This is a genomic window from Snodgrassella sp. (assembly GCF_024103505.1).
In the GTDB taxonomy this organism is placed as follows: domain Bacteria; phylum Pseudomonadota; class Gammaproteobacteria; order Burkholderiales; family Neisseriaceae; genus Snodgrassella; species Snodgrassella communis.
In genome coordinates this window covers 130,869-144,644 of sequence record NZ_JAGGIJ010000003.1, presented here as the reverse complement: position 1 = coordinate 144,644, position 13,776 = coordinate 130,869, and the positions used below count along the sequence as shown (strand labels likewise).

Below are 13,776 nucleotides of genomic sequence, written 5' to 3'. Positions count from 1 at the left end.
TAAAGTGATGACCATGGTTAAAGGTAAAAAATACATCAGTGCATTGGATATCGGCACGTCAAAAGTAATCGCCCTTATTGGTGAAGTACAGGACGACAGCGAAATTCACATTGTTGGTTTGGGACAGGCACCATCGCGTGGCTTGAAAGCTGGTATGGTGACTAATATCGAAACCACGGCACAGGCAATCAAACAGGCTATGGAAGAAGCGCAGATGATGGCCGATGTACCGGTAGACTGTATTACAACTGGTATTGCTGGTAATCATATTCGCAGTTTCAATTCACAGGGTGTGGTGAAAATCAAGGATGGTGAAGTCAGTCAAGCTGATATAGACCGTGCAATTGAAACGGCTAAGGCTGTGAATATTCCGCCTGATCATGATATTCTGCACACGGTGGTGCAGGAATTTATCATTGATAATCAGCCTGGGGTGCGAGAACCAATTGGTATGAGTGGTGTGCGTTTGGATACGCGTATCCATATTATCACTGGTGCAGTAACTGCCATGCAGAACATCCAGAAATGTGTCAATCGTTGCGGTTTGCAAATCAGTAAAATGATTTTACAGCCTCTGGCCAGTGGTCAGGCTGTGTTGACTGAAGATGAAAAAGACCTTGGTGTGTGTGTGATTGACATTGGTGGTGGTACAACAGATATTGCCGTGTATACCAATGGTGCTATCCGGCATACCGCCGTTATTCCGGTGGCCGGTGATTTAATTACTAAAGATTTGGCTCAGGCGTTACGTACACCGCATAGTGCTGCCGAATACATCAAAATCAATCACGGTGTGGCACTGGCTACCATGGATGGTCTGGATGATATGATTGAGGTGCCCAGCGTGGGCGACCGTAATCCGCGCCAAATTTCCCGTCGCACACTGGCCAGTGTGATTGGTCCGCGTGTGGAAGAAATTCTGGAATTGACATTAAATGAATTGCGTCGTTCTGGTTTCCCGGAAGACGTTTTGACTTCCGGTGTGGTTCTAACCGGAGGCGCATCACTATTGCCCGGTATGGTGGAACTGGCTGAGGACGTATTTAATTTGCCGGCACGTATAGGCGTACCGCAGGAAATGGGTGGTGTATCAGAACGGATCCGCAATCCTCGTTATGCCACTGCAATTGGTCTGTTGCAGGCCGCCTACGAAGATGAAAATAAAACAAATATGCCAGTAGCTGCTGCTACCGAGCCGAAAGAGTCATGGATTGGGAAATTACAAGCTTGGTTCAAGAACAATTTTTAACTTAACTCAAATATTAAATGACAGAATTTTTGCGCATTGTGTATAAATGTCTATATAATGATAGTTATACAAAGGTCGATGACGTTTATGCACAGGTTTGTCAGGAGACATGAATGCAATTGGTATATGATGTTGTAGAGACAGTGGTTGGATCTGCTGTTATTAAAGTAATTGGTATTGGTGGCGGTGGCTGTAATGCGATTAACAATATGGTTGATAATGCGGTTGCTGGTATTGAATTTATCAGTGCCAATACTGACGCACAGTCTTTACAAAACAGTAAGGCCTCAAAACGTATTCAGCTGGGTAATAATTTGACCCGTGGTCTCGGCGCTGGTGCGGATCCGGAAATTGGCCGTAATGCCGCGATGGAAGATCGTGAATCACTGTCGGATGCCATTCGTGGCGCTAATATGCTATTTATCACTACAGGTATGGGTGGTGGTACCGGTACGGGTGCTGCGCCAGTAGTGGCAGAGTTGGCCAAGGAAATGGGTATTCTGACTGTTGCAGTAGTCACCCGTCCTTTTGAATATGAAGGTAAACGTATTCAGGTGGCTAATAACGGGATTGAAATTCTGAAAAATACCGTTGATTCTCTGATTGTTATTCCAAATGACAAGCTGATGTCAGCACTGGGCGAAGACGTAAGTATGCGTGAAGCTTTCCGTGCGGCAGATAATGTATTGCGCAATGCAGTAGCAGGCATCGCCGAAGTCATCACTAATCCGGGTATTATAAATCTGGATTTTGCCGATGTGAAAAACGTGATGAGCATCATGGGCATGGCAATGATGGGTTCAGGTAGTGCACATGGTGTTGACCGTGCTCGTATTGCAACCGAACAGGCTATTGCTAGTCCTCTGCTGGACGATGTGACTTTAGATGGCGCACAAGGTGTACTGGTTAACATTACTACTGCTCCGGGTTGCCTGAAAATGTCTGAATACAAGGAAGTTATGTGCATGATCGATGAGTATGCGCATGATGATGCAGCCTTGAAATACGGCACATCTGAAGATCCAAGTATGGAAGAGGGCGAAATCCGGGTAACCATTATTGCTACTGGTTTACAGGAGCAGAAAGTTTTACATCATCAGCAGTCAAGCAATCTACGTGTATTGCAAACTGTACAGTCTACTGGTACAGACGATGTCTATCCGGATATTGGTAGCGTAGTGCGCTCTGGTCGCAGTGCGCGAAGCATGAATCTGGCTGCTGCAGATTTTTCTAATCAGTCTGTGCTGGATGATTTTGAAATTCCGGCGGTCATCCGTCGACAGGCTGATTAATATTTCAGCAATATCAGAGCTGTCCAGAATAAATTCTGGACAGCTTTTTTCATTGTTTGAATATAAATAGTATTTATTCAGGAAATATACTGTTAAAACAGAAATTGTATTTAACGCCGGAAATTTGTGTCTCTTGTACAAATATACGATAAGTTGTGCGGCAGAATCTGTATAGCAATGAATATTGCCAATCGGTTTAATGTATCAATATCTATTTTTGTGCTGCTGAAGCCATTACCTTGTAAGCAAACCAGAATCTGACAATTTTGGGTATAAGACAGAAATCCTTTACAATACATAGCCTGAGTAATCTGTTTCAGATAAAAATTTAGTGAAGTCAGAATGATATGAGTGAAGTAATCCAACAGCCAGACCGCGGTGACGATTATCTGTTATTGGGACAGTACGCTGAACGTGCTTATCTTGCCTATGCTATGAGTGTGGTAAAAGGGCGAGCTTTGCCTGATGTCGCGGATGGCCAAAAACCAGTACAACGACGCATTTTGTATGCGATGAAGGATATGGGACTGGTACATGGAGCCAAGCCAGTGAAATCAGCACGTGTGGTGGGTGAGATTCTGGGTAAATACCACCCGCATGGTGATGCATCTGCTTATGATGCTATGGTGCGGATGGCTCAGGACTTTACTTTGCGCTACCCTCTGATTGATGGGATTGGTAATTTTGGCTCCCGCGATGGTGACAGTGCTGCGGCAATGCGCTATACCGAAGCACGATTAACTCCGATTGCTGAATTACTGTTGTCAGAAATCGACATGGGTACAGTGGATTTTATTCCCAATTATGATGGTGCCTTTGTTGAACCTACAGTACTGCCGGCGCGGTTACCAATGATATTACTCAATGGTGCTTCTGGTATTGCAGTAGGAATGGCAACTGAAATTCCTTCTCATAATTTGCGTGAAGTCAGTGCTGCTGCTGTGGCACTATTGAAACAGCCAGAATTGGATACAATGGCATTAATGCAATATTTGCCTGGCCCTGACTTTGCCGGTGGTGGACAGATTATTACGGCGCCGGAAGATATTCAGGCAATATATGCACAAGGTAAGGGCAGTATTCGGGTGCGTGCACGTTATGAAATTGAAAGACTGGCACGCGGACACTGGCGTGCTATAGTTACCGAATTGCCGCCAGGTACATCTGCGCAAAAAATTCTGGCAGAAATAGAAGAACAGACTAATCCAAGACCGAAGGCTGGTAAAAAAAATCTGACGCAGGAGCAGCAAAATACGCGTACTCTGATGCTATCACTATTGGAAAAGGTACGTGATGAGTCAGACGGGCAGGATCCTGTGCGCTTAGTGTTTGAGCCTAAATCCAGTCGTCTGAAACCAGAAGAGTTTATGAATACCTTGCTGGCACAAACTAGCCTCGAAGGTAATGTGCCGGTTAATCTGGTTATGATGGGGCAGAATAATAAGCCGGCACAAAAAAATTTATCTCAGATTTTGCGCGAATGGCTAGATTTTCGTATCCTGACTGTAACCCGACGTTTGCAATACCGATTGGAGCAGGTAGAAAAACGCATTCATATATTGCAAGGCAGGCAGACGGTTTTCTTGCACATTGATGAAGTTATTCGCGTTATCCGTGAATCAGATGAACCAAAACATGAACTGATGTCTAGGTTTGGCTTAAGCGAAATACAGGCCGATGATATTCTGGAAATACGTTTGCGCCAGTTGGCCAGACTGGAATGGCTTAAGCTGGAAACTGAACTGAACAAATTGCAACAAGAGCGGGAACAGTTAACTACCTTATTAGAGGATGAAAAAGCTAAAAAACGTCTGATTATTAAGGAAATTGAGGCTGATACCAAAATTTATGGGGATGAGCGTCGCACGCTAATTCAACCTGCTGAACGAGCTACACTTACTCAGACAACGGCTGATGAGCCGGTAACGTTGATACTGTCCCAGAAAGGCTGGCTGAAAACACGGGTTGGGCATAATCTAGATTTGAGTCAGACTACTTTCAAAGAAGGCGATGGCCTGTTGCAGGCTGTAGAAGGACGTACGGTATGGCCGGTTATATTACTTGACTCACATGGGCGAGCCTATAGTGTGGATGCAGCTAGCATTCCCGGCGGACGCGGTGATGGTGTACCGGCTAGCTCACTGATTGAACTGGATAAAGGCGCAAGAATAGTGGCTATGCTCAGTGCCTTACCTGATCAGCATTATGTGCTTGCCAACAGTGGTGGATATGGTTTTGTGGTTGCCTTCAAGGATTTGGTTAGCCGTACTAAAAACGGTAAGGTAGTAATGACTGTTAATGGCGATGAAACATTGTTGCCACCACAGCCAGTTAAGGCTGATAGTCTGGCTGTGACCAGTAACACTCAGCTTATTGCCGTTTCTAGTGCCAATCGTCTGCTGGCTTTCCCGCTGCATGAACTGAAGGTTATGACCAAAGGCCGTGGCCTGCAGATTATGAGTTTGCCGACAGATGAGAATCTACATTATCTTGTTCTATCGGATAGCGCAGAATTTATGCTGGAAACACAGGGTAAACGTGGCGGACGTCATCAGGAGGTATTACGCGTGCAGGATATCAGTAACAAACGTGGACATAAAGGCAAAGAATTAAGTGTTACGGGTAATATTGTTGCTATACATGGTGATTTAAATAACTGAAATTAAGCCGGTATGAAAAATCGTATAAATAGCTGGCCGCAGTATCTGGACAGGCTTTCAGCCTTGCTCAATATTGCCCGCATGAGTCTGCTGTTTTCGATTATGACGTTTTACGTACTGACTCGGAGCATGGACGAGCCGGATCTGACCGGGCCTATATTCAATACAATTGAACTTTATAGCTGGGCGATACTGTATGGATTTCTGATATTGTTTTCTATGCTGGTACCGCGCTGGCAGAATCAGACGGATGCGTTACCGAATGTTAATGCGGCTGTAGACATTACCATGATTGCTTGGCTGATGAGCATGGGTGGGGGTGTGGATAGTGGTTTCGGTATTTTGCTGCTGCCATTTGTTGGTTCAGCTTGTCTGTTTAGCCGTGGTCGCTATCCGATGATTTATGCAGGCTATGTCACCTTACTGATCGTTATCATCGCCGGTTTGCAGATAAGTCACAGTGGTTTTGAAAATATCGGTATGCGGGTTTGTACTATAGCCATCATGCTGATAGCTGCTGCTTATTTCGTGGCCGGGTTGACCTCCTATGCCGCTACTTCACTGGTGCGTTCGCAAAGCTTGCAATATCAGCAATCGCAAATGCTGGATAGTTACCGTCATTTACTTGATCGTGCTTTCAATTATGTACAGGAAGGTGTGGTTGTACTGGATGAGAGTGGTCTGGTGTGGTTAGTTAATCGTAAGGCACAAAATTATTTTCCGATATTGATGACAGATACACGCACAACAATATTCAGCCGGATAATGCACTATTGGCATACGGAACAGAAAGATATTTTTGAGATGAACTGCACACTGAATGGTTGGCCGATGCGAGTGCATGCACGACTATTACAGGAGGCCAATATCCCTCTATTGATGCTGTCAATGCGCTCTCGTACGGAAATCGATCAGGAAGCTATGGCAATCAAACTTGCGTCATTAGGACAGTTAACGGCCAATCTGGCGCATGAAATCCGTAACCCGATGTCGGCTGTACGTCAGGCTAATGAGTTATTACAGGAAGAAGAGCACGATTTGGCACGGCTTAGACTGTTTCAAATTGTGGATAAGAATATCAGTCGTATTGATAAAATGCTTGAAGATATCAGTATGCTGAATAAGCGAGATAAAAAAAATAAGCAGGCAATTGATTTGTGCGTTTTCTGGTCTGCATTTATGCAGGAGTTTTTGTTGATTAAGCCGCAGGCAGCAAATTGTATTCAGCTGGAAATCGATATTGATCATTTAATTGTCTGGTGCGACTCAGTACATCTGCAACAGATTTTATGGAATCTGATGAATAATGCATGGCGCCATAGCTTGCAAAATAAGCAGGCAATTCGTGTAATTATCCATAGACAGGCGCAGCAGAAAATTTCGATTACAGTAATAGATAATGGTGCCGGAGTGAGTGCTGAAAACCAGCTACACTTGTTTGAACCATTTTTTACCACTGAAGCCAGCGGGACGGGGCTGGGGCTGTATGTCGCACGTGAACTTGCTCAGGCCAATCATGGCCAGTTAAGCTATTGCCCGCAGTTGAATGGATTTGAACTGACGTTGCCAAGGATGGTTGATGAATAATCAAATAGATTTAAAGAAGCCGGTACTGGTGATAGATGATGAAGCCGATATTCGTGATTTGATGGAATTAACCCTGATTAAAATGGGTTTATCTGTACAAACAGCTGCAGGTGTGGCTGAAGCTAAAAAGGCTTTACGTAACCATACTTTTTCACTGGTGCTCACAGATATGCGGATGCCGGATGGATCCGGTCTGGAGATTGTTGATTATATTACTGCCCATAATCTGGATATTCCGATTGCTGTGATTACAGCTTACGGCAATGCCGTACAGGCTGTAGAGGCGCTGAAAAATGGTGCTTTCGACTATCTGCAAAAACCAATTACCTTAGCACAACTGCGTACTCTGGTTAAGTCTGTGCTAACCATTAATAATACAGTGGAAATCGAACCAATCAGCAAACAAGCATCAGCACCAAAACAATCTGATAAAAAAATGAAAAATGAACCAACTTCTGACAAAGCCAGCGAAACACCTGTATGTGAGCGCTTACTGGGTAGTTCACCGCTAATCGCAGAAGTGCGACAACTTATTGGTAAACTGGCCAAAAGTAATGTACCGGTATATATCGCAGGGGAATCTGGTAGTGGTAAAGAACAGGCAGCACGCAGTATTCATGAGCTATCGGCACGCAGAGATAAAGCGTTTGTCGCTGTAAATTGCGGAGCCATACCAGAAGCACTGATGGAGAGTGAATTTTTTGGTTATAAAAAAGGCAGCTTTACAGGTGCTGATGCCGATCGGGCAGGTTTTTTCCAACATGCGGATGGCGGGACATTATTTCTGGATGAAGTAGCAGATTTGCCATTATCAATGCAGGTTAAACTGTTGCGCGCCATTCAGGAACGTGCTGTACGCCGGATTGGTGAGATGGAAGAAAAACAGGTTGATGTGCGTATTATCTGTGCAACACATAAAGATCTGAATACTTTGGTTGAGTCGGGACAATTTCGTCAGGATTTGTTTTACCGTCTGAATGTGGTATCCATTACCATGCCACCTTTGCGTGAGTTACGTGATGATTTGCCGCAATTGATTCAGGTTTTGTTGCAACGAATTTTGCACGGTGAAACCATGACTTTAACTGTCGCTGCTGAAAAAGCCTTATTGCAATACAGCTACCCGGGCAATTTCCGGGAATTGGAAAATATTTTGGAACGAGCGATTGCTTTATCCAAAAATCAGGTTATAGAGGTTGATGATCTACAGATTCATAGTCACCAACTGGAGGCACAGCATACGGCGTTTTCCGACAGTAGCAGCAACTTATCGTCAGATAGTCATGCATCGCCTCAGGATTTTCAGTTTGGACACACTCAGATACAGGATTATCTGGACGATATAGAACGACACATCTTGCAGCAGGCATTGGTACAAACCCGCTACAACCGCACACAGGCGGCCAAATTACTGGGTATCAGCTTTCGATCGATGCGTTACCGGATGGAACGATTGGGTATTGTTTGATGATGCAACCACTGGTTTTAACTGGTCAGGTAGTAGACATAACGAATCTGCCTATTCACTTAAAGAATTTGTTCACTGCTGAAAAGCTACATTATCAGCCGCAGCCACCTGCGCAAGGGTTGTATTTACTTTACGAAGAAAGTGGCCTTGCTCTGGCTAAAGCGGGGTATAAGGGAGTAGTGCGTGTGGATTTTGTACAGGGTACGGCACGGCACCGGCGTCTGTTTGGTGGGGGTGAATTACTGTCACGCGCGGTTCAGGCTAAAAATCAGCCACTTGTATGGGATGCTACCGGAGGCTTAGGCCGTGATGCGTTTGTAATGGCATCATTGGGTTTAGATGTGGTGGTGTTTGAACACAATCCCTATGTTCATGCCTTGTTGGCAGATGGTTTGCAGCGTGCACGGGCAGATGAGCAGACTGCACCGATAGCACAGCGGATTAATCTGCATTATGGCAGTATTAATTTGTTGGAACCAACGCAAAAACAGATACCCTTACCAGATGTGGTGTATCTGGATCCAATGTACCCACAAAAGCAGAAATCAGCAGCGGTAAAAAAAGAAATGGCGTATTTTCATGAATTACTGGGTACTGCTGATGCGGATAATGATCAGGCTCTACTGCTGGCCGCACAAAAGTTTGCCCGAAAGCGGGTTGTGGTAAAACGGCCGGCTAATGGTGTGGTTTTGGCAGAAAAAACACCAGCGTTTCAATATTTAGGCAAAACCACGCGATTTGACGGGTATATACCTTTATAGTTTAAGCAAGAAAAATTTTTATTGATCAGGATTATTTAGCAAACAATATATTTTGTATACTAGAGAATGACGAATGGCTAGAAAAGTCTGGGCATAAGATCAATTTCATTATTGAGAAGGATAACTATCTTTTTAAATTTTCAATATTGACAATTCAATCTGTTAAATATTGAACATGAAAAATTGAAAGCTGAAATGTCTGACTTAGCATGTCTAATGGCAAAAATGAAACAAAGAGAATGGAATTTGAATAGCAGACTAAATTACTATACAACAATGGGATTCTGGCAAAAACTTAAACTGTTATTTCAAAGTCCTGTTGATTAGTTTAAAAAAGCTGCTTACAGTTAAAGCAGCTTGGATATTTTTATTTTTCAGATGTGATTGATTATTTCAGAAAGTGTAACCGGTCTGAACTTCTTCCGCTCCTATCAGCTCGGTGATTAATTGCAGTAATGGGCGCAATTCATGATAACGGCGGCTGGTCTTACGCAAATATTTCAGGAAACGATGAATTTCACCACGATATTTGTCTTTACCATCACGATAATACAGGCGGGCAAAGATACCGGCTACTTTCAGATGGCGTTGCACGCCCATCCATTCAAAATCACGATAAAACTGATCAAAATCAGTACGTACCGGCAGCCCGGCAGCCCGTGCTTTTTCCCAGTAACGAATGGCAATATCAAGGATAAATTCTTCATCCCATTCAATAAAGGCATCACGTAATAACGATACCAAATCATAAGTAATTGGGCCATATAATGCATCCTGAAAATCCAGAATACCGGGGCGGTTATGGGTGAGCATGATATTGCGTACAATGTAATCGCGATGCACATAAACCTGTGGCTGTGCGAGAATAACAGGTAGAATGGCAGCTAGGCTCTGCTGCCACAGTTGTTGCTGCTTTTCTGTCAAAGACAAACCCAGCTCTTTTTGTACGTACCATTCAGGAAAAAGTTGCATTTCACGCTTTAATACAGCTTCATCATAGACCGGAAGCTGATCAGGAAGACTGGCTGTTTGCAGTTTGATGAGTTCATCAATCGCTTCTAGCAATAATACTTTGTGTACTTCAATACGTTTATCCTGTTGCAGTGCAGCCAGATAGGGCGTATTGCCAAAGTCTTGCAGAGTCATGAATCCCAGTTGTTCATCTGCGTGATAAATTTCTGGAACATTGATGGCTTGAAAAAGCTTCTGTACTTTCATATAAGGCTGGATGCTCATTTTATCTGGAGGCGCGTCCATACAGATTACTGTCTGTCCATCATGAAACTCAGCCCGGAAATAACGCCGGAAATCAGCATCGGCAGCAGCGAAGCTTAAAACAAAATCCTGTTGTGGATAGCAGGTATGTAACCATTTTTTTAGTGCGGATTCTCGTTGCATGACATTTTTCAGGTTAAAATAAACGCTATTTTAACTGGCAAAGCCGTTAAGGTGATACATTGTCCTACTTATTCTCTCCCAAACCATTGGTTTTGGCATTAACTACGGTTTTTTGTACCTTACCCGGGCTAGCTATTGCTGCCTCTCCTCTGTCTATGGGAGAAGGCAATGTCTGTACGGCACCACAGCGTCCGCAACATTTTGTCAAACCAGTGCAGAGCAGTGGTGAAACTAACCTCGGTACCGATGTTACACGGCTTGTGGCTGATGATGTTAACGGGCAGTCCCAGGTTCAGGTTCATGCCAAAGGCAATGTCATTATTGAACGTAATGACGTTACTCTGAATTCAGACTGGGCTGATTATGATCAGCAGACCCAGATTATTAAAGCTGGTGATCACTTTACGCTGGATAATGGTCAGGGACGTGTTACCGGTGAACATGTGACCTATGACATGGCTAAAAGTACTGGTGTAGGTGATGCCGGACGTTTTGAGATGGAAAAGGATAACCGGCGTCTACAGGGAGTTGGTGATGAGATACAGATGGGCGGTAAAAATCGCTACCGTCTGCAAAGTGCCAAATTCAATACCTGTAATCCGGGGGACGACAGCTGGTATATCCGTTCCGGCAGTATTGATCTGGATTATGATAAAAATGTTGGTGTAGCGCGTAATGCAACACTGGTATTTGGCGGGGTACCACTGTTTTATACACCATGGATTGATTTCCCGTTAAACGGCAGCCGTAAAAGCGGTTTTCTGGCGCCTACAATCAAGGGAGGGTCTGATGGTTTTGAGTTAATGACTCCTTACTATCTGAATCTAGCGCCCAACTATGATGCGACTATTCGCCCACATTTTATCAGCAGCCGTGGTATACAGCTGGGGGGTGATTTTCGCTATCTTCAACCTAAATATCAGGGACAGCTCAGTGCCGACTGGGTACCTAATGATCAGAAAAGCAGTCACAAGAATCGTGCAGAAATCGATTTTACCCATACCCAGCAACTGGCAAAGGGATTAACGGGAGGTATTGATTACCATCAGGTTTCAGATGATGATTATCGCCGTGATTTCTGGAATGGAGACAGTGGCAGTGTCAACCTTAACCGGCAGGCATGGCTGAATTACCATCAGGATTTATGGGGTGGAACCTTTGATGGTAATTTAATGGTACAGAAGTATCAGACTCTGGCTTCTACCAGCGGCTATAAAGATCAGCCTTATTCACGGCTACCACACTTGTCTGCTACCTGGAATCGTTATTTTGGTAATCATTATGCGGTTAATGTGTATGCAGCGGCAACCCGCTTTGAAGGTCGGCAAACTGGACATAAAGACTGGATGTATAAATATCCTAATGGCACCCGTTTGTTATTATTACCAACCTTTACGGCAGATTATGCCAATAACTGGGGCTATATTCGGCCTAAACTGAGTTTTCATGCTACTCATTATGATATAAGTAAGCAGAATAATCAGGATAGCCGCAATATGGATCGGGTAGTGCCATTATTCAGCGTAGACTCAGGTATTACGTTTGAACGTTTGTGGGAAACTCGCCATTTGCATAAAGGTTTTATCCAGACGCTAGAACCACGCTTGTTTTATACCTACATTCCGAGACGGAACCAGGATGATATACCGCTGTTTGATACCGCAGAAAACAGCTTTACTTACGATCAGCTCTTTCGTGAAAATCGTTATTCCGGTCAGGATAGAATCAATGCAGCCAACTTTCTGACTACTGCACTGCAATCACGCATTTATGATAGTACTAGTGGTATAGAGCGCTTTGCGGCCGGTATTGGCCAGCGTTTTTATTTCCGTGATGACAATGTTAAATTGAATGACAACACCCCAAAAAATAAAGAACGTAAACGCTCAGATATAGTTGCTTTTGGTCGTGCAGCCTTGAGTAATCACATTACTGCTGAATCTAAATGGCATTATAATCAGGATTTGAAGACATCTGAAAGTTATAACTTTGGTATCCGCTACACGCCAAAGCCGGGTAAGACAGTAAGCGTACGCTATAAATATGGCCGTGACGAAAATTTATATGACGATGTTTATGGCAAAATGCGTACAATTGATGTAGGTGTGCAGTGGCCTTTAACCCGTAATTACTATCTGGTTGCGCGACAAAATTATGATTTTACGCACAGTACTTCACTAAGTCAGACAGTAGGTTTTGAATATCAGAGCCCATGTCACTGCTGGAGTGCTGGTCTAGTAGGAACACGTTATACTGATGACTATAAAAAACGCAAAACTGCCGTATTATTTCAATTACAGCTGCGTGACTTGACTGGAGTAGGTAACGGACCACTCAATCAGCTCAGTTCTCAAATCCCCGGTTACAGCAATACTTATGAGGTAAAACACTAATGAAGCGCACACATTTCTGGCTGACAGCAAGCCTGCTGGCTCTCGCCTTACCTTCAGCACAGGCTCTGGATATTAAACCAGTGGATAACATTGTCGCTGTTGTCAACGATGATGTGATTACACGGCAGGAGCTGGATCTGGTTACTGCCCAGATGCGTTCACAGTTGCCAAAAGGCCAAAACATTAATACTGCAGATTTGCAGCAGCAGGCACTGGCACAGCTGATACGTAAAGATTTACTGATACAAGCGGCCAAACGTGCCAATATCCGTCTGAGTAATGCTGATATAAATGAAGCTATTGAACAGTTTGCAGCACAACGACACATGAGTGTTAAAGAGCTGATTCAGCGCATTGCAAAAGAAGGTATTAGCGAAAACCAGTTACGTCGTACTATGACTGAAAACCTGCTGGCACAGAAAATCGAACAAAGTGAAGTCATGGGTAAGAGTCAGGTAAGTGATGCCGAAGTTGACGATGCCATTGCCCGGGCACAGCAGGAAGGCCGGCAATTGCCGCCACCAGTGACAGCCTATTCTTATCATGTACAACATATTCTGTTGAAAAATGATAATGATATCACGCGTAAGCTGATTGAGCAGATTGCCCAGCAGGCGCGTTCCGGTGCTTCATTTGAACAACTGGCACGACAGTATTCACAGGATGGCAGTGCACAAAATGGTGGTGATCTGGGCTGGATTATTGACGGTGAAACCGTACCGCCATTTGAAGCAGCTGTAAAAACATTGCGACCCGGGCAGATATCCTTGCCAGTGCGTACCCAGTTTGGCTGGCATGTAATACGTCTGGTAGACGTGAGAAGCAATGATAGCCCTTCAGAACGTCAGCGTAATGGTATGCGTGCAGTGCTGGTACAGGAAAAACGTGGAATTTTATTACAGAATTTCCTGAAACAGCTGCATGATCAGGCTTATATCAATATTCGTCCTCTGGATTAATATTTCTGA

At 44.1% G+C, this 13,776-nt stretch carries 9 protein-coding genes; 8 read left to right on the top strand and 1 reads right to left on the bottom strand.

Features of this window, described 5'->3' with window-relative positions; genetic code table 11:
• Positions 1 to 13: 13 nt before the first annotated feature.
• The 6 genes from ftsA to J6578_RS04810 all read left to right on the top strand — a co-directional run bounded on the left by ftsA (position 14) and on the right by J6578_RS04810 (position 9,017).
• Complete coding sequence (gene ftsA / locus J6578_RS04835) at positions 14 to 1,249, top strand: cell division protein FtsA (protein WP_093091348.1); 1,236 nt, start codon at positions 14 to 16, stop codon at positions 1,247 to 1,249.
• 113 nt (positions 1,250 to 1,362) lie between these two features.
• Positions 1,363 to 2,541 (top strand): cell division protein FtsZ, encoded by a 1,179-nt coding sequence (gene ftsZ, locus J6578_RS04830; protein ID WP_093091177.1) that lies wholly within the window; start codon positions 1,363 to 1,365, stop codon positions 2,539 to 2,541.
• 347 nt (positions 2,542 to 2,888) lie between these two features.
• Positions 2,889 to 5,201, top strand: coding sequence for a DNA topoisomerase IV subunit A (parC, locus tag J6578_RS04825; protein WP_287954009.1), 2,313 nt, complete (start codon positions 2,889 to 2,891; stop codon positions 5,199 to 5,201).
• 12 nt (positions 5,202 to 5,213) lie between these two features.
• Positions 5,214 to 6,788, top strand: a complete 1,575-nt coding sequence (locus J6578_RS04820; protein WP_100150347.1) for a two-component system sensor histidine kinase NtrB — start codon at positions 5,214 to 5,216, stop codon at positions 6,786 to 6,788.
• Positions 6,781 to 8,256 (top strand): sigma-54-dependent transcriptional regulator, encoded by a 1,476-nt coding sequence (locus tag J6578_RS04815; RefSeq protein WP_093091171.1) that lies wholly within the window; start codon positions 6,781 to 6,783, stop codon positions 8,254 to 8,256. Before J6578_RS04820 ends, J6578_RS04815 begins: the two co-directional genes overlap by 8 nt.
• Positions 8,256 to 9,017: a class I SAM-dependent methyltransferase gene (locus tag J6578_RS04810; protein WP_287950111.1), complete on the top strand. Its 762-nt coding sequence runs from the start codon at positions 8,256 to 8,258 to the stop codon at positions 9,015 to 9,017. The genes J6578_RS04815 and J6578_RS04810 overlap by 1 nt, the downstream gene beginning before the upstream one ends.
• 393 nt (positions 9,018 to 9,410) lie before the next feature.
• Here the strand turns inward: J6578_RS04810 and amgK are convergent, their stop codons facing one another.
• Positions 9,411 to 10,415 (bottom strand): N-acetylmuramate/N-acetylglucosamine kinase AmgK, encoded by a 1,005-nt coding sequence (gene amgK / locus J6578_RS04805; protein WP_093091167.1) that lies wholly within the window; start codon positions 10,413 to 10,415, stop codon positions 9,411 to 9,413.
• A gap of 59 nt (positions 10,416 to 10,474) precedes the next feature.
• Between amgK and J6578_RS04800 the strand changes: the two genes are divergently transcribed.
• Both J6578_RS04800 and J6578_RS04795 read left to right on the top strand, forming a co-directional pair.
• Positions 10,475 to 12,808 carry an LPS-assembly protein LptD gene (locus J6578_RS04800; RefSeq protein ID WP_287954008.1) on the top strand — a complete coding sequence of 778 codons (2,334 nt, stop codon included), beginning with the start codon at positions 10,475 to 10,477 and terminating at the stop codon, positions 12,806 to 12,808.
• Entirely contained in the window at positions 12,808 to 13,767 is a 960-nt protein-coding gene (locus tag J6578_RS04795) for a peptidylprolyl isomerase (RefSeq protein WP_239363272.1), read from the top strand. Before J6578_RS04800 ends, J6578_RS04795 begins: the two co-directional genes overlap by 1 nt.
• Positions 13,768 to 13,776 lie beyond the last annotated feature (9 nt).